General features: G+C 64.1%; 23 protein-coding genes. 7 read left to right on the forward strand and 16 right to left on the reverse strand.

Annotated elements, in window-relative coordinates:
* Positions 1–35 precede the first annotated feature (35 nt).
* Complete coding sequence (locus tag BX592_RS24295) at positions 36–1,298, reverse strand: amidohydrolase/deacetylase family metallohydrolase (RefSeq protein WP_134195365.1); 1,263 nt, start codon at positions 1,296–1,298, stop codon at positions 36–38.
* 346 nt (positions 1,299–1,644) lie between these two features.
* Between BX592_RS24295 and BX592_RS24300 the strand changes: the two genes are divergently transcribed.
* Positions 1,645–2,172 carry a MarR family winged helix-turn-helix transcriptional regulator gene (locus BX592_RS24300; RefSeq protein WP_134195367.1) on the forward strand — a complete coding sequence of 176 codons (528 nt, stop codon included), beginning with the start codon at positions 1,645–1,647 and terminating at the stop codon, positions 2,170–2,172.
* 39 nt (positions 2,173–2,211) lie between these two features.
* Here BX592_RS24300 and BX592_RS24305 read toward each other — a convergent pair whose 3' ends face one another.
* The 4 genes from BX592_RS24305 to BX592_RS24320 form a co-directional block, all read right to left on the reverse strand.
* Positions 2,212–2,925, reverse strand: coding sequence for a DUF1989 domain-containing protein (locus BX592_RS24305; RefSeq protein ID WP_134195370.1), 714 nt, complete (start codon positions 2,923–2,925; stop codon positions 2,212–2,214).
* A gap of 61 nt (positions 2,926–2,986) precedes the next feature.
* On the reverse strand, positions 2,987–4,255 hold the full coding sequence (locus tag BX592_RS24310; protein ID WP_134195372.1) for a M20 family metallo-hydrolase: 1,269 nt from the start codon (positions 4,253–4,255) through the stop codon (positions 2,987–2,989).
* 258 nt (positions 4,256–4,513) lie between these two features.
* A complete protein-coding gene (locus BX592_RS24315) occupies positions 4,514–5,497 on the reverse strand; it encodes an LLM class oxidoreductase (RefSeq protein ID WP_134195374.1) in 984 nt (327 codons plus the stop codon).
* A gap of 235 nt (positions 5,498–5,732) precedes the next feature.
* Positions 5,733–6,623, reverse strand: a complete 891-nt coding sequence (locus tag BX592_RS24320; RefSeq protein ID WP_134195376.1) for a LysR family transcriptional regulator — start codon at positions 6,621–6,623, stop codon at positions 5,733–5,735.
* A 434-nt stretch (positions 6,624–7,057) separates the two neighbouring features.
* On the opposite strand from BX592_RS24320, the gene BX592_RS33990 reads away from it, so the two are divergent.
* Positions 7,058–7,207, forward strand: a complete 150-nt coding sequence (locus BX592_RS33990; protein WP_166676448.1) for a hypothetical protein — start codon at positions 7,058–7,060, stop codon at positions 7,205–7,207.
* Between the two features lie 153 nt (positions 7,208–7,360).
* Here BX592_RS33990 and BX592_RS24325 read toward each other — a convergent pair whose 3' ends face one another.
* Complete coding sequence (locus BX592_RS24325; protein WP_208327969.1) at positions 7,361–7,762, reverse strand: response regulator transcription factor; 402 nt, start codon at positions 7,760–7,762, stop codon at positions 7,361–7,363.
* 131 nt (positions 7,763–7,893) lie between these two features.
* Positions 7,894–8,580 carry a response regulator transcription factor gene (locus BX592_RS24330; protein ID WP_134195378.1) on the reverse strand — a complete coding sequence of 229 codons (687 nt, stop codon included), beginning with the start codon at positions 8,578–8,580 and terminating at the stop codon, positions 7,894–7,896.
* A 208-nt stretch (positions 8,581–8,788) separates the two neighbouring features.
* Between BX592_RS24330 and BX592_RS24335 the strand changes: the two genes are divergently transcribed.
* The 3 genes from BX592_RS24335 (at position 8,789) to BX592_RS24345 (ending at position 13,275) form a co-directional block, all read left to right on the forward strand.
* Complete coding sequence (locus BX592_RS24335) at positions 8,789–11,251, forward strand: PAS domain-containing sensor histidine kinase (RefSeq protein WP_243849711.1); 2,463 nt, start codon at positions 8,789–8,791, stop codon at positions 11,249–11,251.
* A 364-nt stretch (positions 11,252–11,615) separates the two neighbouring features.
* Positions 11,616–12,602: a helix-turn-helix transcriptional regulator gene (locus BX592_RS24340; RefSeq protein WP_166676449.1), complete on the forward strand. Its 987-nt coding sequence runs from the start codon at positions 11,616–11,618 to the stop codon at positions 12,600–12,602.
* A 259-nt stretch (positions 12,603–12,861) separates the two neighbouring features.
* Positions 12,862–13,275, forward strand: coding sequence for a DUF3331 domain-containing protein (locus BX592_RS24345; RefSeq protein WP_134195383.1), 414 nt, complete (start codon positions 12,862–12,864; stop codon positions 13,273–13,275).
* Positions 13,276–13,487: 212 nt separating this feature from the next.
* Here the strand turns inward: BX592_RS24345 and BX592_RS24350 are convergent, their stop codons facing one another.
* The 4 genes from BX592_RS24350 to BX592_RS24365 all read right to left on the reverse strand — a co-directional run bounded on the left by BX592_RS24350 (position 13,488) and on the right by BX592_RS24365 (position 15,669).
* On the reverse strand, positions 13,488–13,925 hold the full coding sequence (locus BX592_RS24350) for a hypothetical protein (protein ID WP_134195385.1): 438 nt from the start codon (positions 13,923–13,925) through the stop codon (positions 13,488–13,490).
* A gap of 230 nt (positions 13,926–14,155) precedes the next feature.
* On the reverse strand, positions 14,156–14,404 hold the full coding sequence (locus tag BX592_RS24355; RefSeq protein ID WP_243849712.1) for a hypothetical protein: 249 nt from the start codon (positions 14,402–14,404) through the stop codon (positions 14,156–14,158).
* A gap of 190 nt (positions 14,405–14,594) precedes the next feature.
* Positions 14,595–15,371 carry a YkgJ family cysteine cluster protein gene (locus BX592_RS24360; RefSeq protein ID WP_134195388.1) on the reverse strand — a complete coding sequence of 259 codons (777 nt, stop codon included), beginning with the start codon at positions 15,369–15,371 and terminating at the stop codon, positions 14,595–14,597.
* A gap of 112 nt (positions 15,372–15,483) precedes the next feature.
* The gene (locus BX592_RS24365) at positions 15,484–15,669 is read right to left on the reverse strand and encodes a hypothetical protein (protein WP_243849713.1); all 186 of its coding nucleotides are present in this window, start codon (positions 15,667–15,669) and stop codon (positions 15,484–15,486) included.
* 467 nt (positions 15,670–16,136) lie between these two features.
* On the opposite strand from BX592_RS24365, the gene BX592_RS24370 reads away from it, so the two are divergent.
* Complete coding sequence (locus BX592_RS24370; protein WP_134195393.1) at positions 16,137–16,544, forward strand: hypothetical protein; 408 nt, start codon at positions 16,137–16,139, stop codon at positions 16,542–16,544.
* A gap of 19 nt (positions 16,545–16,563) precedes the next feature.
* Here the strand turns inward: BX592_RS24370 and BX592_RS34905 are convergent, their stop codons facing one another.
* Positions 16,564–17,616 carry a cache domain-containing protein gene (locus tag BX592_RS34905; protein ID WP_134195395.1) on the reverse strand — a complete coding sequence of 351 codons (1,053 nt, stop codon included), beginning with the start codon at positions 17,614–17,616 and terminating at the stop codon, positions 16,564–16,566.
* Between the two features lie 427 nt (positions 17,617–18,043).
* Between BX592_RS34905 and BX592_RS24380 the strand changes: the two genes are divergently transcribed.
* Positions 18,044–18,964: a LysR family transcriptional regulator gene (locus tag BX592_RS24380; protein WP_134195397.1), complete on the forward strand. Its 921-nt coding sequence runs from the start codon at positions 18,044–18,046 to the stop codon at positions 18,962–18,964.
* Between the two features lie 65 nt (positions 18,965–19,029).
* Here the strand turns inward: BX592_RS24380 and BX592_RS24385 are convergent, their stop codons facing one another.
* The 4 genes from BX592_RS24385 to BX592_RS24400 all read right to left on the reverse strand — a co-directional run bounded on the left by BX592_RS24385 (position 19,030) and on the right by BX592_RS24400 (position 22,799).
* Positions 19,030–19,803 carry a DUF4410 domain-containing protein gene (locus BX592_RS24385; RefSeq protein ID WP_134195399.1) on the reverse strand — a complete coding sequence of 258 codons (774 nt, stop codon included), beginning with the start codon at positions 19,801–19,803 and terminating at the stop codon, positions 19,030–19,032.
* Positions 19,804–20,033: 230 nt separating this feature from the next.
* Positions 20,034–20,198 carry an FmdB family zinc ribbon protein gene (locus BX592_RS24390; protein ID WP_134195401.1) on the reverse strand — a complete coding sequence of 55 codons (165 nt, stop codon included), beginning with the start codon at positions 20,196–20,198 and terminating at the stop codon, positions 20,034–20,036.
* Positions 20,199–20,476: 278 nt separating this feature from the next.
* Positions 20,477–21,418 (reverse strand): amidohydrolase family protein, encoded by a 942-nt coding sequence (locus BX592_RS24395; protein ID WP_134195403.1) that lies wholly within the window; start codon positions 21,416–21,418, stop codon positions 20,477–20,479.
* 31 nt (positions 21,419–21,449) lie between these two features.
* Positions 21,450–22,799 (reverse strand): MFS transporter, encoded by a 1,350-nt coding sequence (locus BX592_RS24400; protein WP_134195405.1) that lies wholly within the window; start codon positions 22,797–22,799, stop codon positions 21,450–21,452.
* Between the last annotated feature and the right edge of the window lie 128 nt (positions 22,800–22,927).

Consider the following 22,927-nt stretch of genomic DNA (forward strand, 5'->3'; position numbering starts at 1 on the left):
TTTCCTCGCGGCGTGGCGCCGGGTATGACATTCATTCAGGCGGCCCGCGCGAGCGGCAGGCTCGGCGAGTCAGCGTCGTAGCGCACGCCGTCGCGCACGCACAGTGCGGGGGTGAGCATCCGGTCGGTGACGATCTGCGTGCCTTCGTTGTCCTCGAGCACCCAGCGGCCGCGCCGGTCGTCCAGCACGCTGATGTCCGCGATGCCGCCGGCCTTCAGTGTGCCGAGTTCGCCTTCCATGCCGACCATGCGCGCCGCGTTCGACGTGACCATGCGCACCACGTGATCGAGCGGCAGGCCGAGCGCGAGCATGCTCGTCATCGCGCTGACGAGGCTGAACTGCGTGCGGCCGAGAAACGAGTGCTCTTCGTCCGGATGGCTGTCGGGCGTGCCGGCCGGCGCGGGCAGATGCGTGTTGTAGCCGTGCATATCGGCGCCGAGCGTATCCGGCATGACGCCCGCGTCGAGCACGATGCGCGCCGTTTTGAAGCTGAAGTGCGAACCGTGGCCGACGTCGACCTTCAATCCGCGCGCAATCGCTTCGGGCACGAGCGGGTGCAGTTTGCCGTTCTGCTCGACAAAGCCGCCCGGGTGGCGGCTGAACGGATGCGCGAGGATATCGCCGGGTTTCAGCGTTTGAACGACCTGATTGAAGATCGAGTCCGGATTGACCGGCAGGCCGCCGCGCTCGGGCTTCGGCCACAGTTGCCCGAAGTGGATGTAGACGGGCAACTGCGCGTCGCGGCCGATCTGCGACGCGATTTTCATCACGTCGAGGCCCCAGCGCGCGAAGCCGCCTATCTCGGCATGCGCCTTCACGCCTTTCACGAGATCCAGATTGGCTTGCGCAGCCTTGACGGTCGCGGCCGCATCCAGGCAATCGGGGCGATAGAGCTCCGGATAATAGTGCCCTTCGAGTCCGCCGACGATATATGCGGAGATAAACGACAGCACGCGCGTCTTCGACGGCGCGGCGATGAAATGCCGGAACCCCGGCATCGTGATACAGCTCGGGCCGCCCTGATCGACGAGCGTGGTCACGCCGGACTGAACGCCGCACATGTCCGCGTTCAGTCCGAAGCGGCCGGTCACGTACTGGTACACGTGTGCATGGGTATCGATCAGGCCGGGCAGCACGAGCTTGTCCTTGCAGTCGATGATGTCGGCGATCGGCGCGGTGGCCGCGAGGTCGGGGCCGATCGCGGCGATGCGTGAGCCGTCGACGAGAATATCGAGGGTTGCATCGAGACCGGCGGCGGGGTCGATCACACGACCGCCTTGCAGAAGAACCTGGGTCATAGCGCGTAGCGAGCCTGGTGGCAGTGGTGGAAAAATGCGTGGTGTACCGCAAATAGCGTGCCGGTTGCCGGCAGGCCGGAGCAGCACGCGCGAAAAGCCAACCGTGCGTGGGGTTTGCGCGGGCCTGCATGACATTTGCATCGATGTCGTTCGACATGCGGTTATGCACAGCATCGACGCGTGTCGCATGCGGCTGCGCACCGGATCAACGCGCCGCGCATGATTATGGTGAATTGCGTGGTGTACCCCGGTTATGGCCCCACGCGCTTTGATTCGATAGAATGCAGCCCATTCAGACTTGCAGCGATCGCATGATGCGCTTGCGCGATCGCGAGGACCCACACCTATGTCGACCACGATCAACGACGATGCCGCGACCCGTTCGGTGCGCGAAGAACTGAACGCATGGCAGGCGCGCTCGCCGCTCTTTAGCCGGCCGGGGTTTCTGATTCGCCGCATGCACCAGATTCACGGCTTTCTGTTTGCGCAGGAAACCGCTGAGTTCGATGTCACGCCGGTGCAATACAGTTTGCTGACCGCGCTCGAAGCGCTTGGCGATATCGATCAGAACTCGCTCGCGATCGAAATTGGTCTCGAGCGCTCGAGCGTCGCGGAGGTGATGCCGCGCCTCGAAGGACGCGGGCTGATCGAGCGCCGTCAGGCCGACTATGACAGGCGCGTGAAACTCGTCAAGCTGACACGGCAGGGCAAGCGGCTCGTCGCAAAGATGGCGCCTGCGGTGCAGCGCGCGCACGATCGCACGATCGAGCATCTGCCGCCCGCCGAGCGCGATCTGTTCATGCTGCAACTGATCAGACTGGTCGAAGCGAATAACGACAACAGCGTCGTGCCGTTCCGCTTGCCGCAGGATTGACGCGCCGCTGCCGCGCGCCACATGGCGCGCGGCGCGCTGCTATGCGAGCACGGTGAATTCCACTTCGACCGGATGCAGTGCATTGATCGGCACGATGTCCTGCGGACAGGCGGAGAACACGAAGACGCAATCCATCGCCGCCTTGATGTCGACATAGTCGCCGGCCTTCGACACCGCCGGCAGCCACTCGATTGAATAGTCGGGCTTCACCGGAATGTTCATCCACAGGTTGAACGGCTGCGGCACTTCGCGGGCGCGCAGGCCGATCGCCTTCAGCGCGAGCCGCATATTGTCCGCGCAGTTGTCGTGATAGCCGGCCACGCCGAAATTGCGGTAACGGTACAGGTCGCACGCGGCGATCAGCGTGTCGTGCACGCCGGGCGACGTGTCCGCGGTGAGTTCGGCAATCGGGCGGCGCTGGTTTGTCACGAGCGGGTCGCCGGGCCGGGGAATCACGCGGTCGATATACGCGCGGGTGTGCTCGAACGACAGGAACTCATTCAGATGCGCGGCGTTGAAGATCCACGTATCGCAGACCTGCGTGCCGTGCGGGTTCGCGATGCGAATCGTCTGGCCGGCTTTCACGCGCACCGCGCGGCCGCAGCGCGCGGGGACCGTGTAGGTGCGGCCGGGCTCGGGCGTGCCGTCCGGCGAAATCGGCTCGTGCAGCGTTGCGTTTTCGCCGAGCGCGCTGCCGTTGTCATCGTGCGTATGCGAGTGGGTTTCAGCGGGGGAATGGGTCGTTGCAGTCATTGCGGATTCCTCGTGCACACGGGTTCGGTTGGGATCGATTGGGAGGTGCGCTTACGCATGTTCAGTGAGCTTCATTGCACAGTTCGACCAGGCAGTGCGCGAGCGCGCGCGTGCCTAGCACGAGGTCCGCATCGTCGGTCGCTTCGAGCGGATTGTGACTGATGCCGCCGCGGCTCGGTACGAAGATCATCGCGGTCGCGCATTGCTTCGCGAGATGCAGCGCATCATGAAACGCACCGGAGACAATCGGTTGCGAACGCGCGCCGAGCGCATCGCAGGCCGAGCGCACACGCGCGATCGCGGAATCGGCAAAGTGCACCGGCGGGTGTTCGAACAGCGGTTCGAGATGCACATCGGCACCGTGGTGCGCGATACAGGCGGCGAGCGCCGCATCGAAGCGCGCGAGCACCGCGGGGTCCGGGTGACGGAAGTCGACGGTTAGCGTGACCGTCGACGGAATCGTGTTGATCGAGTTCGGCTCGATGTGCCAGCTGCCGAATGTGATGCGTGCCGCGTCGCCACCCAGTTCGAGCGCGAATGCTTCGATTTCACCGCGCACGCGCACCGCGAGCGTCATCGCGTCACGCCGTACGCGCATCGGCGTGGTGCCCGCATGCGCGGCGGCGCCGGTGCAGCGGATCGAATGCCAACGCACACCCTGGATGCCGGTCACGACGCCAAGCGGTGTGCCGGCCAGTTCGAGCAGCGGTCCCTGTTCGATATGCAGTTCGATAAACGCGTGCGCGGCGCCCGGTGCGCGCGTGGCGAGCGATGGGAAAGCCGTGCGATGCGCGTCGAGCGTCGCGCCGAACGTGACGCCCGCCGCATCGCGCACTGAGCGGAAGCCGGCCAGACGCGCCGGGTCGACGAAGGTGCTCGAGCCCATCGCGCCCGGTTGGAAGCGCGAGCCTTCCTCGTTGGTCCAGATTGCCACTTCGAGCGGCCGGCGCGTGTGCACGCCCGCATCCGCGAGCGCGGCGAGGCATTCGAAGCCGGCCAGTACACCATAGGCACCATCGAGCCGGCCACCGGTCGGCTGCGTATCGATATGGCTGCCGGTTATCACAGGCGGCAGATCCTCTTCGCCGGCGCGGCGGAAGAACAGGTTCGCGCATGCGTCGGTGGAGACGGTGCAGCCAAGCGCCTGGGCGCGCTCGATCAGGCCGCGGCGCGCATCGATCTCAAGCGTCGAGAGCGCGGGGCGGTCGACGCCGCCGTCGCCGCGTGCGCCGATCGTTGCGAGCGCATCGATCGAGCGGAGCAGACGCGCGGCGTCGACGTGTTCCGCCGCGCGTAATGCGCTTGTTGTGTCGTCGTAAGAGTGGTTCATGGTGGTCCGGTGTGGGTGCGCCGATCTGCTGCGCGACGCGAACGCATGATCGCGCGTCACGCTCGATGGGCCCGATGTCGATTGCGGATCGGACGTCGATTCAAGGATAGTGAACGGTGTGCGCGATCGTGCGGAAATCGCACGAAGCGATGCTGGAAGCATGATGCATGCCGGAATGCGCGGCGAATGGTGCACCGTAATCGTGATTCGTATGCCGGCATTGCACCGCGGACGTGAGCGCGGAGAAATGCGCTCTGCCTAGTTGTGAAATTCGGGCAGCACGTATTCGGCGAGTTCTTCGATCACATCGCGCGGCGCGCGTGGCGACGAAGGTAGGTTCAGCGATACATGGTGCGTGCCGTGTTCGCGCAGCGCGCGCAATCGCTCGACCAGCGCATGCCGGCCTGTGCGATAACCGAGCAGGATTGGCGTTGCCGGCTCGTCCGGGTCGTCGCTGAGTTCGAGCCGCAGCGCCGTGCCGAACGCGCGGAACTCGCCCGGCGCAACCCGTTCGACCGCCGCGCGCCACATGCTGTGCCGCGCCTGTTGTGCGTCGGGTTCGCGATGGTAGGTCATCCAGCCGATTGCATGGCGCGCAATCCAGTCGACGCTCTGTCCGCCTGAGCCGACCGCGAGCATCGGCACCGCGCGCAGCGGCTGCGGCAGCAGCGTGAAGCCGGGTGCGCCGTCGGGCGCGGCGTCCGGCATTACGCGCGGTGCAGGTCCGACGGCGGCTGTCACTGTTTCCCAATGGCGGCGATAGAGTTCGCGGCGCGCGTCGCCGTTTGCACCGAATGCCGCGTATTCGGGCGGCCGGTCGCCAGAGCCGAGGCCGAGAATGAAACGCCCGCGCGACAAGGTTTGCACGGAAATCGCGCCCTTCGCGATATGCAATGGATGACGCAGCGTCAGCACGATTGCGCCGCTGACGAGCGCGATCTGACGGGTGTGAGAGGCCAGCGCGCCGAGTAGCACCCAAGGGTCGAGATGGCCGACCGGGTCCGGATAGTCCGCGCTATTGAGCGGTACGTCGCGTACCCATAGTGCGCGAAAGCCGAGCGCGTCGGCGCGTTGTGCCAGCGCGATCTGCTCGTTGAAGTCCGCGACGATCTGGCCGGACGGTAGAAGCGGCAGATTCAGTCCAATCGATAAGTGTGCTGCGCGAAATACGCGGGTTTCGATGGGTTCGGTCTGTGGGCTGGCGTCGGGAGCGCGGGTCAGGTCGTCTGCTTGAGCGGGCATCGGATTCTTCGTTCAGGGCAGGGCGGAAGAAGGTCCAGCGCGACGCGGCTTGCGGCTCGCGCCGATGTGCAGCTGCGCGTGATGGCGTGCGCGTTTTTCAACGCGCGATGTTCGACGCATCGATGTTATCACCGCGCTTCGCGGCACGACGGCCGAGCGTCACGCGCTTGCAGCGGCAAGGGTTGCGGCTGTGCGCAAGCAGCGCGAGCGGTGAGTGCAACCGCAACCGCCAGCGTTACGGGCGGCTCGCTTCGATCACGAAGTCGACAAAGCGCCGCACGCGCGAAGGCATCTGTGTGCGCTGAGGGTAGTACATGAACACGCTCAGGCGCGCGCTCGACAATTGCGGCAACAGCGGGACCAGGCTGCCGTCGTCGAGATCCTGCTGGATCATGTACGTCGCCAGCTGGCCAATGCCGATTCCGTTACGCACCGCTTCGACTTCGGTCGCGACGTCGTTGAACGTCGCGACCGCCGGCACCTCCTGATAGACGATCTCGCTGCCTTTTTGCAATTCCCACGGCAGCGTCTTCCCGGTATTCGGATGCCGAAAGCCGGTGCAGCGATGCTTGAGCAGCTGCGCGAGCGACGCCGGTTTGCCGTTTTCTTCGATATACGCGGGCGCCGCGCAAATCACGAGCCGCACATCGCGCAGCTTGCGCGCGATCACATTGCGTTCGGCCGATGTGCCGATCCGGAAACCGACGTCGACACGCGCTTCGACCAGATCGGTGAAGCGATCGTCGAGTAGCACGTCGAAGCGCATGGACGGGTGCAACTTCTGATAGTCGCGCATCAGTGGCACCAGCAGTTTGCCGCCGAGCGAAGGGGGCGCGGCGACGCGCACGGTGCCGCCCGCCGCTTCGCGGCTCGCGTGCACCTGGTCCACTGCATCGTCGAGCATCCGCATGCCCGGATCCGCCAGCTCAAATAGCCTTGAGCCTTCGTCGGTCAGGCTGAGCTTGCGCGTCGTCCGGTGCAGCAGGCGCACGTTCAGGTGCGCTTCGAGCTGGCGTACCGCCTTGCTCATCGCTTGCGGCGTGAGGCCGGCTTCGACCGCGGCGCGGCTGAAGCTGCCCGCGCGCACGACGGCAAGAAAAAGCGTAAGGGCTCGGGTTCGGTCCAAGGTGGGGGCGCCGCCTGCGGTTGAAATGCCCGCCAGTTTACAGGGTCGGCTTGCGCAGCGGACGGCGTTGCATTGCCTGTGCGGCAACGCATCGAACTTTTTTTGCTGCGGACTTCGACGGTTTGCTTCGCATGCGAAGCGGCGGCAATCGTTCGGTCACCTGGAAGGCTGTTCGTATGCGCGCGCCGCGAAGGGGGGGCGCGGCGCGCCGATCATGCGCAGAAAACCACAATGAAACGGCGATTGGATGATTCGATCGGCATATCGAAGCAGACCTTGGCTACCGCATCGCGCGTGCCGCACCGTGCGCCGTTCGCATTGCGTGCCGATGCCATGTGTAGAACCACTGTCGTGGCCCTTCTGGATAAAGGAGACCTCGAGCCGTCGCAGCGCGGCCGTTCGCATCACCGGAGCGCGTTGCCTGCATCGCGGTGATGATGCTGCTCGTGACAATGGCGCCGACCTGGCGAGGCGTTGCGGTCGGCATGCTGGTGCTGGCGGGGCTCGGTCTCACGTTCGAGCATTTCGATCGTCAGCAGGCGATTGTGTATCTCGCCGCATTGACGCCGTCACGTTGTGTCTAGCGCGTGATAGCGACCGCTGGTGCAGCGTGGGTCACCCGTTAACGCTGCGGCATTCGCGGCGAAGCGGTTTGCTTCGCCGCGAATGCCGCGCGCTTATACCTATGTATATCGCCCGATAGAGCGCGTGACACGTCGCAGGTCAACCTGCGGTGTTCAACCGCGATGACCGCCACAAGGCTCGCGGTTGATCGCGCGGTCGATACACGCAAGGATCGTTTCGCCGTCGACGGGCTTGGTCAGAAAGCAGGTTGCGCCATTCGCCTCGGCGACGCTGCGCAACTCGTGGTCGGGAAACGCAGTAATGAACACCATCGGAATGGGCAAGCGCCGCTCGCGCAACGCGGTCTGCAGATCGATGCCGCTCATGCCAGGCATCTGCATGTCCGAGATCACGCAAGCGGTGTGATCGACACATTCCGACGCGAGAAACGCTTCCACCGAAATGAAGGTGCGGCTTTGCACGCCGAACGAGCGAAGGAGATTGGCGGTGGCAAGACGGACAGAGTCGTCGTCGTCGATGATCGACACCACCTGGGAAGGAAGCAAACTCGGCATTGCGAACCTGGATAACGAAATAAAGCTGTTGCTCACGCAACTGGCCATCACAGGTTACCGGACGCGTCCTGCTTCACAACTATATGTAGGTATAACAAAGCCGCGCCACGAGCCGCGCGCGGTGCCGCGCTTTATGCCTGCTCTTCGCGAATTTTCAACATCACCGCCTGGTGCAGCAAATCGGCCAGCGTACGCGCGCCCATTTTTTTCATTGCCTGGCCGCGGTGCACTTTCACGGTAATTTCACTTAAGTTCAGCTCGGCCGCGATCTGCTTGTTGAGCAGACCCTTCGCGACCAGCGACATGACCTGCTGTTCGCGCGGCGACAATGACTGGAAACGCACCTTCAGTTCGGTCAACGATCTCTGCGACTCGCGCCGCGCGCGATCATTGCTGATCGCGCGCGTCACCGCATCGAGCAGGTCCTGGTCGCGAAAAGGTTTGGTGAGGAAGTCGACCGCGCCCGCCTTCATCGCTTGCACGGTCATCGGGATATCGCCGAAGCCGGTCATGAAGATGATCGGCAACTCGACGCCCGCGCGCGCCAGGTCGTTTTGCACCGTGAGCCCGCTATCCGCCTTTAGCCGCACGTCCAGCACGATGCAGGCGGGCGCGTCCGGCCAGTTCGTGGTGAGCAGGCTCTGCGCGGAAGCAAAGGCTTCGACGCGCATGCCGACCGAGCGCAGCAGGTTGGTCAGGGCGCCGCGGAAGGAGTCGTCGTCATCGACGACGAAGACGACCGGGTCGTGGTCCGCCGGAGTGACGCTGCCATCGCGGGATGCGCCAGCCTTGGCGGTTGCATACGGAAGTTGGGCCATAATCGGATCTTCGTGTCGCGGTGTCGTGGGTGCGTGGGTGCCGGTACCATGCGGACACCCCGTCTGCGGCCCGAGCCACGCGTGGCCGGAAAAATACACGCAGGCGAAATCGGGTTAGTGCAGTATCTTCGCATGTCTGACCGTTGCGCGCATCTAGCCAGCGGTCATCGCGCGCCGCCTTCGGCGGCAACTCTGGAGAAGCCGAAATATGTCTGATCTGAACGGCCGCCGCGCTGCTGTGAAGGATCCGCTTGTCGATGCCTCGGGTGCTTCGCCCGCTGCCCGCAACAGCGCGCCGGCGGCTGCCGGGGCGCGCGGCGCGGCCAGCCGCGCGTCCGCCGCGTCCGGCCATGCGGCAGCCGCGAGCCGGCGTGCCGCGGCGTCGCATGTCGCCTGCCCGATCGTCGCGCCGGCCGGCGACGCGCTGCCCGATGACGCGCGTTCTCACGCGTCGGCCGCACGGCAGGATTCGCCGCAGAACAAACTGCCTCGCATGGGCATCGCGTTCGCGATTGCGGCCGCGATCTTTCTGGTCGACGCACTGACGACGCTCGATATCGCGATCGCCGTGTTGTATGTCGTTGTCGTCCTGATTGTTGCGCCGATCTGTTCGCGGCGCTCGATGCTGGCGGTCTGCTGCGCGCTGATGGCGCTGACGGTGATCGCTTTCGTGATGTCGCACAGCGATATCGATATGGTTCCGCCGATCGGCCGCTGCATCGTCAGCCTTGCGGCGATCGGCATCTCCGGGTTTCTGACGCTAAAGAACATCGCGGCCACCGATGTGCTGCGCGAGCACGTCGCGCTGCTCGATCTGACGAGCGATGCGCTGATCGTGTACGACATGAAACGCCGCATCCGCTTCTGGAACAGCGGCGCGCACGCGCTGTACGGCGTAAGCGCCGAACAAGCGCTTGGCCGGTCTCCGCACGAAGTCCTGCAAACGGCGTTTCCGCTCCCGCTCGCCGATATGCTTGCCGAGTTGCGGCGCACCGGTCGCTGGGAGGGCGAGCTGACGCAGACTTGCCGCGACGGCCGCGAACTGATTGTCGCGAGTCGCTGGACCTTGCAGCGCGATCTGCAGGACAAGCCGCTCGCAGTGCTGGTCACCAATAACGACATCACGCAGCGCAGGCGGATGGAGATCGAGATCCAGCGGCAGCAACAGGAGATTCGCGCGGCGATCGATGCGATTCCGGCGATGGTGTGGGTGTCGTCCACCGACGGCCGGCCAGTGTTCGTCAACCAGCGCTGGTCCGAACTCGGGCTGCCGCTCGAGCAGATCGGCGAGAACTGGCACACGCTCGTGCATCCGGACGATCTGCCGCAGATGAAAAGCGACTGGAGTCATGCGCTTGCGACCGGCGCGCCGTTCGAGAACGAGTCGAGGATGCGCGGCGGCGACGGTGCGTATCGCTGGGTGCTGCTGCGCGCGACGCCGCTCACCGATGACGACGGCCACATCGTGCGCTGGTACGGCGTGACGGTCGATATTGAGGAGCGCAAGCGCGCGGCCGAGGCGCTCGCGCGTAGCGAATCGTTCCTCGCCGAAGCAGAGACGCTGAGCGAGACCGGCAGCATCGGCTTCTCGGTGCCGCGCTTCGAGATGTTCTGGTCGAAGCAGGCATTCCGCATCTTCGGTTATCCGGACACGGTCGAGCCGTCGCTACGGGCGATGCTCGCGCGCGTGCATCCGGACGATCACGCGCGCGTGTCGGCGCTGATGAAAGCGGCCGGCGCAAGTTCGGCCGATACCGATCGCGACATCGAAGCGGAATTCCGCTTGACGATGCCGGGCGGCGCGGTCAAGCAGGTGCATCTGGTCGCGCATGCGGTCGATGCGGGCCATGAGGCGAGCGAATTCCGCGGCGCGTTGATGGACGTCACCGAAGCACGCAATGTGCAGGACGCATTGCATCGCTCGCTTGCAGAGCTCGCACATGTCACGCGTGTGACAATGCTCGGTGAGCTTTCCGCATCGATCGCGCACGAAGTGAGTCAGCCGATCGCCGCGATCATGACCAACGGCGACGCGGGGATGCGCTGGCTCGACCGCGACGAACCGCAGTTGAACGAAGTGCGTGCGGCATTGAGCAACATGTTGCGCGATGCGCAGCGCGCGGGCGGCATCGTGCAGCGGATCCGCACGCTCGCGAAGAAGAGCGCGCCGAACCGCGCGCCGTTCGACCTGAACGCGTTGATTGACGAATCGGCTCTGCTGATTCAGCGGGAAATCGGCATCCATGCGATCGAGCTCGATCTGCAGCTGACCGACGACGGGCTGACGATCATCGGCGACCGTGTGCAGTTGCAGCAGGTCGTGATCAATCTGATGATGAACGCGATCCAGGCGATGGCCGCGATCGCCGGACAGCCACGCCGGCTCACCGTGCGCTCATCGTTCTCGCAGGACGACGGCGCGCGGGTCGATGTCGTGGACAGCGGACCCGGCATTGCCGAAGCGGACTTGCAGCGGCTCTTTCAGCCGTTCTTCACGACGCGCGTCGAGGGTATGGGCATGGGGTTGTCGATCTGCCGGTCGATTGTCGAGTCGCACGGCGGCAAAATTCGTGCTTGTTCGGAGCCGGGCTGCGGCGCGACGATAAGTTTCGTGCTGCCGAATTCCACGCGCGAGGAAAAGCGCGAACCCGTGGCGGTGGGGCACACGTAGCGCTGATTGCGCGTCTGCGCCTCTCTGGTCCGCGGGCCATCCCTGGGATAACTCGACAATCCGCCGGACAACCCGCTGGACACCTCGCGGGAGACCTGCTAAACACCCCGCAACACTCCGCAACACCCCTCCGCCGGGGCGCGTCGCAACGCGCCAAATCGGTGCGCACCTGGTTCCAACGACCTTAAAGTTGCGGTGAATGGCACCAAAGTATAGGTCGATGACACGTATACACCGTTGCAAGGAACCTTTGTACGATAGAGCGCCACGCTTTTCTCCACTACCTTTGAAGCCATAGAGCGGCGAAGCGAATCGCCTCCCGCAGATGGCGTTCGAATCGTTGGAGATACCAGGAGCGTGGACCATGGAAGCCTCTTCTTTGCCCGTCGGCGGTGCGCTGGCGGATTCGCTGAAATCCTGCATACGTAGCGAGGATGCGTGGCGGCTGCCGGCGCTGGCCGATGGGGTGGGCATGGGCGTTCAATCTGCATCCTCCGCCGCCTCAAGCCTTGCAGTGTCTCGCTGGAGCGTGGTCGGCATCGGCGGCACCGCACCCTCCAAGGAACTGTCGGCAACCACGCCGGCGGACACCTATACCGTCGGCGTGAACCTGCGTTCGACCGACATCACGTTCCTGCATGACGGCCGTCTCACGTACGAAGGCCGTGTGATGCCCGGCATGTTTCAGGTGACCGGCCCCGGTCATGCGGCGCGCGCGGTGTTCCATGCGCCTTGCGACGTGCTGCATCTGTATGTGCCGCAAGCGGTGCTCGATGCGTGCCAGCGCGAGGTGGCGGGCAAAAACCCCACCGCGGGCGCGCTGATCGACGACCCGCAGGTCAGTCACGATCCTTGCATCGAGCGGCTCGGCCAGGCGCTGTTGCTTGCCGACGAAGCGTTCACGTCGTTCGGCCAGATGTATGTCGACAGTATCAGTCTTGCGCTGGTGAGCCGTCTGCTAGAGCTGCGTTCACGCGTGCCGGTAAACAGCGCGCAGCCGAAGCTGCGCAAGTCCGCACTGCCCAAATGGCGCCTGAAGCGCGCGGTCGAGTTTATCGACGCGCACCTGTCCGAAGCGATCGGTCTCGAAGATGTCGCGAACGCGACGGGCCTGACACGCATGCACTTTGCCGCGCAGTTTCGCGCGGCGACCGGGCTGAGGCCGCATGAGTACTTGCTGCGCAGGCGTATCGAATGCGCGCAGCAACTGCTTGCCGACGAAGAGTACTCGCTGCTCGACGCCGCCCAACTGGCGGGATTCCGCTCGCAAGCCCACTTCACGACGGTGTTCAAGCGGATGGTCGGCTCGACGCCGAAACGCTGGAGGGACACGCAATATGACGGAGCGTGACCTATTGCGTTGGCTGGACCGCGCGCGTTGCGGCGCGCTCGCTCCATCGGCGCATGCGGCGCGGGCGGCACGTACCGCGTCGCATCGTCGGGAATCCTGTCCTGTTCGCCTGCTGGACTCGAGCAGGCGTACCCGATGCCGGTGTGCTTCGCATGGCCACCGACGCCTTGACGCCTACCGCATCGCGGCAGGCCGTCGCTGTGATGACATATGACATGGCCGCGCCGTTTCATCGCGGTCGCCGCCAGGAGCCTCGAAAATGTCAGACGTAGCTCGTTGTGATCCGTGGTCCCAGACGTTGGGCCTGTTGTCGTCGCTGTCGCAAGGCGCGACAGGCTTGCCGCGTCCGCGCCGGCTGAAGTCGTGCGCGCCGCGCGCGCCGTCGGCCGACTCATGCACTGGAACCGCGCGGCTGGTGGAACGGGTCGGAGAACGCCTGTTGACCGTCAGCTGGAGCGATCCGACGTCGTGCTGCTATCCGGATCAACCGTGGGTCGTCGCGATTGCGCGGCGCGACGGTGTATGCGCGTTAAGCGGCCAGGTCATTTCGTATGGCGACCCGATCTTCCGGCCGCGCGCGGCGAAGCTGATGCCGACCAACTCGCAGGCGATGATGCTGGCAAGCGCGGTCAATGCCGTGATGCCTGCGCCGGCGCCTGGCTGCTGGCTTTGATTGGCGCGCACCGCATGGACCGCCGGCGTGTGCGTCGGCGGAGGTGGGTTAAGAGCGTGGGTTAGAAGCGTAGGCGGTTTAAAGGGCGATTAACGGTTACTGGTGGCGTAACTGCGGGAGTAACTGCGGAAATAGTAGCCGGCGCCGGGCTTGACGCCGGCGTTGGCGTTGGCGTTGGCGCCGCACGCGTTTCCACGCGTTGCATTGAACGCTCAGGTCCAGTGCTTGAACTCTTCGAAGCGGATCGAACGCACGACACCTGGCGTGCTTTCATGCGTGTCGCGGCCGGTCGGGCGCGTCGTCGACGCGGCGCGCGATTCCCAGAATGCCGGATCACGCACCGGACCTTGTGTCGTGCCGCGCGACGTTTGCGCTGCCGGCGCGTCGAACTGCATCGACGGGGCCGTGCGCGACCGGTCGCGCATCAGGCTGCGCGTGCGCGTATCACGATGCGCGCGCGAGATGATCTCTTCCTCCACTTTCACCTGCTCGATCGCGAGCGTTTCCAGTGGCAGTTCAGTGTCCGCACCGACTTTGTTGAAGGTATCGGCAAAGCTGGACGGTCCGCCGACATACATGCCGATCGACACGCAGCTCGCCGCGCTGACAAGCAACCCGCGGCGTAACAATGCAATTCGGCGTGTGTCCATGGTCGTGCTCCCGCGGTGCTGCACTCGAACAGATACGGATGACGAAGGGTTGCATCAGCGTTGCGCATCCTTCGCCTTTCGCCGCGCGATTCGCGGCATTGCGTTTAGCGTTGGGTTCAGTATTGACCGGCGGTCGATTCAGATCTTCCGGCACTGCACGTTCGCTTTGAGATTCGCACCGGTCGCGTGCTGCGTTCGCCGTGCCGCTTGATGCTTGACCCCTGTGTCAGTCACGCGGCGATCGGATAAACGGTCAGCGAAGGTCGTGTCGCGTGCGGCGGGAATACCCGCCAGCACCGGTCCTGATGACGGAAGAAAAACATGCCGCGCGTGCCGGTGGAGGTGATCGTTTCGATCAGCACGAAACGCGCGCGCTGCGCGGGCATGCGGCCGGAACGCACGACGCGCACTTGCAGCACCGTCGCCGGTCCAAGCCATTTGTCGACGAGCCGATGCAGGGACGTTTCGCTTGCGTTCATCAGAGTCTCCTTCCGTCTCGCCGCGCGCCGTTGATCGACGCTGTGCGCTTGCCGCCGCTGATTTTCCGGCGGCAATGACTGAAGAGTAGGCGGACATATCCAAGATAACAGTTAATGTTTTTCATGGAAACAATAGCTGATCGTCTATGGATGTGCGCCGCCGCGGAATCAGCCGGCCGCGACTGCGCTTTCAGGTGGCTGCATTGAAGCCCAGATATTCGAACGCGGCGTTCGGACAGTCGCTCGTATGCGCGTGCAATGCACCGATCGATGCAAGCGTGTCGACGGTGGCGCGCTGGTTCGACACGATGCGCCACTGTGTTGCCGACTCAGGCGCCGCGCGATCCGCGTGCATATCGAGCGATTGCAGTGCATGCAGCGCATCATCGCGCGCCGGCGAGTGAATCGCGAAGCCTTCGTTGGCCAGTGCGGCGGTGTCGATGCGAAGCAGCGCGCACAAGCGATCCTTGAGCGACGCATCGCGCGCATCGACCGCACGCGATTCGTCGATTACCTGTGCGATTCGCGCGTCGACAAGCTTGCCGGCCACTGAAAAAACCGGCTTGTGCTGGCTCCATGCGTCAGGCGGACACGCCTTGCTCGCGGGAGCGAGTTCGATGAACGGATTGGATTCCGCCGGATAGATGCGGCACACACGCGGCCTCGCGTCGTAGATGCCGCAACGCATGTCCGCGCCGAGATTGGGGCAGGGGCCGTCGTACGTGGCGACGATGGTCGCAATCACGCGCACCGGCAGTGCCGCGCTGTTCGACGCGAATGAACGTCTGCGCTTGTGCTGCGCCTGCAGATGGCTCGCGGGCGGCTCGTCGGGCCACGGGATCGCCTCGCAGAAAAGCTGGACCGTGCCGCCGCGCGTCAGCCACGCGAGCGCTTCGTCGAGGCTCAACGGCAAACGCAGGTCGTGGCAGCATTGCCCGCACATCGTGCAGGCGAAGTGTTGAGTCATGAGTGGGATGACGGTTCATGCCGCGGCGTGCACGCCTGACGGATGAACGGAGCGCGGCGGGAAGCGATTGTGCACGCAATTTTCCGCACGTGCTTTTGCCCGCGGCGCCAGTTTACGAAACCGTATCCTCGGCCGGTGCGCAGTCCTTTACGTCGCGGCTGCCCGGCGGCGCGGGCAGGTCCTCGCAGCGCACATGCTGCTCGATGATCGCCCGCGCGAAGTTGACGAGCGACGATACGTTCCCGTGCACGCTGTGGTACTCGGCATTACCGATGCGCGCATCCAGCGCGACGAGCATGCCTGATTGCTTGGCCAGTTTGAGAATATCCACCATATGTCAGTCTCCGAGATGCTGCGATTGCACACGCAAGAAGCGGGCCGGAATCGCCTATACGTGCATGTTGAAACGGTCCGCCGACGCGTGGTTGTTCAAACGAAGTCCACGTTTCGCAAATGCCCGCTGTTTGCACCGCGGCGTTCGCTGTGCCGGTCCGCGCAGCTGGAATGCGTGCTGCTGAAGATGTCGTGCTGAGTCTTTTGCTTTGCAATGGACCGAAACAGAAAGACTGTCGTGCGAATTGTGAAACTGAGCCATGACTGAAAAATCGCGACGGGCGTTCTCGTCCTACTGTGATACGCACGGGTTGTCGCAACGCGACGCCCCATCGCGCGTACCGCAACGCAAGCCGGCGTGTCCGGTTGCGAACAGTCAGGTTACGAGTGGTTAACAAGCGGCGAGCGCAGAACATTCCGGAGGAGACTGTTATGTTGCTGTGGTCGAATCATGAAAATCGCCGGGGCTTGACGGTGGTGCAGCGCACCGCATTGGGCGCGGTGCTGGCCGGGTCACTGATCGAAACCCCGTTTGAACTGTCCGCCAGCGTATCGGCGACGCAAAGCGCCGCGCTCGTGTTCTCCAAACTGTTGCTGGTGATGCTGGTCGCGTGCGCGTGCAGCCGTGCATCGCTTGCGCCGCTCGCGCGGGTCGTGACGCTATTTATCTGTGGCGCGAGCGTGCTCGCGATCGTGCCCGCATTGCCGACTGAATTCCGCTACGACCGTGTCGCGTTTGTGCTGTCTGTCGTCGAATGTGCGACGAAGGCGTTCGCGATCCTCGCGCTCGCTTCGCGCGACACCCGTCCTTCACTTTGGAACGGGTGGCAGCGTTCGTGACGGATCGGGTGCGTGGTACTTATAGCGTGGTCGTGACCTGCTGCTCGACCACGCCATACCATCCCATGCCGCGATACGTTTCATAGCCGGGCGTCAACGCATAGCCGACCAGCGAGCCGTTGCCGGTGCGGTAATTGCCGGTGTTTTCGCGGTTTGGCGGCAAATCGAAACGCGCGGCATCACGGCCCGCTTCCTTCGAATCCGCGATCACGCGGCCGCCCGCATCGACGATCATGCAGCGCGTGCGCGCGCGTTCTTCATCGGTGAGGCGAACGCCATGCACGACCGCGGACGCCTGTTTTGCCCAATCGAAAAACACCGCGAGCACGCCGACGACGCGACCATCGCTCGCGCCGTCCGCGCGAATCGCGGTCGCATAAGTTGCGACTTGCGCATCGTTCAGCGGCTCGAACGAATCGACATTGGCGGTCGCGTACTCGTCGCCGGAGCGAGTGCGTAGCGCGGCCGCGAACCATTCGTGCTGCGCCGCATTGGCCGCGCCGGCCACCGGAAATTCCGCGGGCCGGCCGTTGGCGACCACGCGGCCGTGCAGATCGAGCACCCAGATGTCCAGATAAACCGTGTAGCTGTCCAGAATCACCGACAGTCGTTTCGACGCATACGTGGCCGCGTCTTCCGAGCCGCTCATCATGCAATTGACGATGGCCGCATCGGTCGCCCACCACCGCACGTCGCATGAGCGTTCGTAGAGGTTGCGGTCGATCACGTCGATCATGTTCAACGCGAGATCGGTGAGGCGCTGCCCCTGCTGTCGTTCGAGTTCCGTGACCATCCGTTCGGAGAGGCCGTTGAGCTCCTTGCCCAGTTCGCCGGTCAACTGGCCGATGCGGCCCGAAACATTCTTCACCTGATTCGCGACCACCGCGAAGCCGCGGCCGGCTTCGCCCGCACGCGCCGCTTCGATCAGCGCATTGATCGCAAGATAGGTGGCCTCGCGATTGATCAGATCGATGTCCGAAATCTTGTCCCGGGAAATCTTGCGGACTTCGCGGGTCAGTTCGGCGATAGCCGAACCTTGTGACGTTTGACGCTTTTCCAACAGGGTGGACATAGTGTGAATCCGATTCGCGGAATGGTCAGCGCTTGTGACGCCCTTCGATTAGTTAATCGGCGTTTACGGCATCCCAATTCGAATACTTAAGCGCACCTGAATAAAATTCGCGGTAAAGCTTTCAGTCTTTTGCCGATTGCACCGGACTTGTGCGGGAGGCGATTCGTTTATCTTTTTTCGTGCGCGAATGATGCGAAATGGGGCGCACCGCGATGGGGCGTCGAGGCGCTTTGTCCCATTTGCCGGGAAGCCTGCGGGGCCAGGGCGTGACGGGCGGATCATGAGTTTTTTGTCATGCTGGCGTAAGATCTTGCGTGATAAGAGATGAAACCGTTTCCACCCGCGCCGCGGGTGGCCGGGTTTTGTCGAGCGTCCGGGTATTCCGGATTAATACGCGCACAGCGCGAATCAACGATAGGGCAGATACATGGACCGCTTGGAGGCAATGGAGATATTTACGCGGGTAGTCGAAGCGAACAGTTTTTCGAAAGTGTCGGAATCGCTCGAACTGCCGCGGGCCAAGGTCAGCCGAACCATCCAGGCGCTGGAGGAACACGTCGGCGTGCGGCTGTTGAACCGCTCGACGCGCCAGGTCAACGTGACGGAAGATGGTGCGCTTTTTTACGATCGCTGCGTGCGCATTCTCGCTGACGTCGCCGATGCGGAATCGTCGTTATCGAACAAGCGGGAAACGCCGGCCGGAACAATCCGCGTGGATACGTCGGGGACGCTTGCGCGCGCGTTGCTGCTGCCGGCGCTCGACGATTTCTACCGGAAGTTTCCGGAAATCGATGTGCGGCTCGGGCTGGCCGACCGCAATATCGATCTGATCCAGGATGGCGCGGATTGTGTGATCCGCATGGGCCGGCTCGAGGAGTCGAGCCTCGTCGCGCGCCGGATCGGCAATGCGCGCATCGTCACCTGCGCGGCGCCCGCGTATCTGGAGAAGTACGGCACGCCGGAAACGCTCGACGATCTGAACGAACACCGCGCGGTCAACTATGTATCGGCGCGCAGCGGAAAGACGTTTCCATTCGAGTATGAAGTGGATGGCGAGACCGTCAAGGTACAGATGAAAGGCGTGCTTGCGGTCAACGACGGTAGTGTTTATATCGGCGCGGCCGCGCTCGGTCACGGCATTATTCAGCCGTCGCGTTTCATGGTGGCTGAACTGATCGACAAGGGCTTGTTGCGCGAAATTTTGACGGGCTTTACGAGCCCGTCGACACCGCTATCGATCGTCTATCCGCACCGCCGCAATCTGAGCTCGCGGTTGCGGGCGTTTACCGGTTGGGTCAGCGAACTGGCGCAGAGCCACCCGGATCTGAACGGCGCCGCGCAGGACTGAGCCTGCGCGGAGGTTGAAGCGGGCTCGCGCCGGTGCTTCGCGGCGCGCTGCCATTTGTTTTCGGTTCAGCGAACCGTGCCGGTCGGCAGCCATCCATCGTTGACGCCGATCTCCGCGATCTGCTTTGCGATCTTGTCGCCGAGGTGCTTCGCATCCTGCGCGATCGTGTCGTGCTTCGTTTCGGACACACCATGCAGTCCGCCGCCGACCGCGGCGGATGTCGCGATATGTCCAGCCGCCGCGCCGACGCCGGCCGTTTCGACGACGCCAGGCATCTTGCCGCTGTCCGCATTCGCATCGAAGCTCTGGACCAGCGTCGGGGTGCCGCCGGCCGGCTTGTAGAGAATCTGCACGCTGGTGCCGACATCGCTTTCGCCGGCGCCCAGGCCGATCATCGTACGGCGGCGGCGGTTGCCGGCGTCGATCTTGTCGAAGCTGCCTTGCACGAGCAGCACGTTCTGGTCGGCGGGCGGCGGCGCATCGGCGCGCACCGCATGCAAGCCCATCGACTGCAGCTTCACGACGATTTCGTTAGCGACCTGTTCCTGCACCTGCACTGCGTCTGCTGCCTGCTGCGCCTCGCCGGAACTGCCGGACATGCGCGACATCAGCTTGTGCGCGAGGCCGCCGCTATCGAGCTTGACCTGGTCCGGCGTGCTGCCGAACGAGTACACGTAGATGGTGTCGGGCCGCACTTGCGGCGCCGTTGAATACTCGCTCGCGTTTGCGACGTTGCTGATGCCGCTTGCGCAGCCGGTGAGAAGGATCGAGCTGAACAGCAGCGCGGTGGACGCGCGGCGCGCGGTTTTTTTGCTGAGCGAAGAGAACGTCGTGAACATGATTGACCTTGTGCGATGTCGTAAAAACGTTTTGGACGTATCGTCCGATGATTCCGGCGATGTCACCTGTTGCGTGACTTGCCTGATCTGATCTGCTCTTACGCTTTCACAAGGCCGTGCACGCGGAAGCGAGTATGGTCGACGCGCTCCGCTAGCGCCATTCATCAATTATGTCGCGCCATGTCAGTGCGCCGCGGCGCCTGCTGCGCGGCGGTCTCGCGCAAACCGGTTCAGCTCTTGCGTGACGTCTTCGCGACGAACTGTGTAGGCAGGTGCTGAGTTTTCTCGCTGCCGCATTTCGGGCAGACCGGATGCGCGGTCGGATGCTCGCTGATGTGCTCGGCGTGTTCGAACTTTTCGCCGCATTTTTCGCAGCGGTATTCGTAGGTCGGCATGGCAGAACCTCCTGCTGGAAGCGGTGCGGGAGAAGTGATGCATCGGATGCGCCGGCGGTTAAGGCAAGCGGTGTGTTGCGTGGCGCTTGCGCGGTGTCAGCCGGGCCAAATTTATTCTAGTGCGGAAATGTGCGACGGGCGGCGCTGTATAAGCGGGTAATGCAGGGGCGGGTAATGCAAAGGCGGGTAATGCAAAGGCGGGTAATGCAAAGGCGGGTAATGCAGAGGTCGGATGTCGAGCCTCTGCGTGCGCAGCGTGTTTTCTTCAAGCGTGCGGCTTATCGCGCGGACGCGTCGAAGCGATACAGCGTTTGCGGCGAGCGCGTGAGGATCGTCTCGCGTTGCGCGGGGTTCGGCACCCAATAGTCGAGCGCCATACGCGCCGCGTCGTAGTCCACGCATTGCCGGTGCTGCGTATGCGGCCAGTCGCTGCCCCACACGAGCCGCTCGGGCGTAAACGCGGCGAGCAGCGGTGCGGCGAGGCGCGCGCCGAGTTCGGTGCCGTCGTCGTGCATGCAGTCGCCGCGCACGCTTCGATACGCACCGGACAGCTTGACCCACACGCGGCCCGTCGACGCCACCGACAATAAATACTGGAAGCCCGGGTCGTCGGCGCCCAACTCGGGAGACGGCCGGCCGAAATGATCGACGACCACCGTGCAGCGGTGATCGAGTAGCGCGCCGACTATCGCAGGCAGATCCGCCGCCTCGCGGTAGACCTCGACATGCCAGCCGAGCGCGTTGATATGCGCCAGCAGGTTTCGCCACTCGCGCGTGCTCAGATCCGGATTCGGCAGACCGATCAGGTTCAGCCGGATGCCGACCACGCCCGCTTGCGCCAGTGCGTCGAGTTCAGCGTCGCGGACCGACGGTTCGACGACGGCAACGCCGCGCAAGCGGGATGGAAAACGCGTTATCGCGTCGACGAAGAAGCGGTTGTCGGTGCCGAGAAAGCTCGGTTGCACGAGTACGGCATGCGACAGACCATTCGGCTGCAAATAGCTCGCATACGCTTCGAGTGTGGCGTCGTATTCGGGTACATGTCGGCGCTGCGCGGCAAGCGGCAGGCCGCGCACGAATACGTGCGAATGGGTGTCGACTCCGGTGAGCGTCGGATGCGCTGCGCCAAGCCAGCCGGGCGGGACGCCGGCAGGAGTCGGCGTGTCGGAGGATGCGGCCTGCGAGAGGGAGGTCGGCCATTCGATATCTTTGCTGTTCATGAAGATCGTTTGACATGAATGCGCGCCGCGGTCATACGCGATGCGTTTGCGACGCCTGCTGTTGCGTACCCTGCTGTTGCGTACCCTGCTGTTGCGTTCCGTGCGTGCCGTGCATTCCGTGTGAACTGGACGCGGTGACGGTGGCGCCCGGTTGACCGGTGATGCTGCGGCCCTTCGTTTCCGGCAGCAGCAGCGCGGCCAGCACGACGAGTCCATAGGCCGCGCCCGCATCGATGCCGAGCGCGGAGCCGATCGACATCGACTCGCCCATGTGACCGACCAGCACCGGGAAGCCTGCCGACACGATGCGGCCGAAGTTGTAGCAGAAGCCGACGCCGGTGCCGCGCACGCCTTGCGGATAGAGTTCGTTGAACAGCGCGCCAAGCGTTGCGGGAATGCCCGCGGAGAAAAAGCCGAGTGGAAAGCTCAGCGCGAGAATCGCGATATCGCCGATCGGCAGGAACACGTACAGGTTCACGGTCACCGCGCAGCAGACCGCGAACAGCATCAGGTTTTTGCGCCGGCCGATGCGGTCCTGCAGCCATGCGCTCGCGAAGCACCCGCAAGTAAACGCGACGATGATGACCGCGAGATAGCCGCCGGTGCCAAGCACCGACAGATGACGCTCCGTCTTCAGATACGTCGGCAGCCACGTGGCAATCGCGTAATAGCCGCCGTGCGCGCCCAGGCCGATCAGCCCGCCGACGATCGTCGTGCGGATCACCGACCGGTCGAAGATGCCGATCACTGGCAGCTTCGATTCGAGCTTGCGTTCGGTTGCGTTCGCCGCGTCGCGCGGCGGCTCGGGCACGTTGCGGCGCGCGTACAGCACCAGCAGCGCGGGCACCGCGCCGGCCGCGAACAGCACGCGCCACGCCCATTCCGGCGACACCCATGAAAACACGGCTGCATAGAGCAGCACCGCGCCGGCCCAGCCGAAGCCCCATGCGCTCTGCACGATGCCGAGCGCCTTGCCGCGGTGCTGCGCGCGGATCGTTTCGCTGAGCAGCACCGAGCCGGCGGTCCATTCGCCGCCGAAGCCAAGTCCTTGCAGCGCTTTGAGCACCAGCAACTGCTCGTAGTTCTGCGCGCACGCGCAGAGCAGCGTGAACAGCGAAAACCACAGTACCGTGACTTGCAGCGCGCGCACGCGGCCGAAGCGGTCTGACAGGACGCCGGCCAGCAGGCCGCCCAGCGCACCGGCGACCAGTGTCGCGCCGCCGATCAGCCCCGCTTGTCCTTTGGCAATGCCCCAAGTCGCAATCAACGCGGGAATCACGAGGCTGAACGCCTGCGTGTCGAGCGCATCGAGTGCCCAGCCGCCGAAGCATGTCCATAACGTGCGCTTTTCCGTTGGCGAGATTTCCCGGTACCAATTCATCCTGTCTCCGTGCCTGAGGGCCGCGTGCGATGGCCCAGCGTTGCATTGTTCGAATGCGTAACGGCTGCGCCCGCTGCATGTCGGACGAGCATGCACGACGTCCGATGCGGGTGCGTCCATGCGGGGCA

The sequence above is a fragment of the Paraburkholderia rhizosphaerae genome (genome assembly GCF_004366595.1).
Taxonomy (GTDB): Bacteria; Pseudomonadota; Gammaproteobacteria; order Burkholderiales; family Burkholderiaceae; genus Paraburkholderia; species Paraburkholderia rhizosphaerae.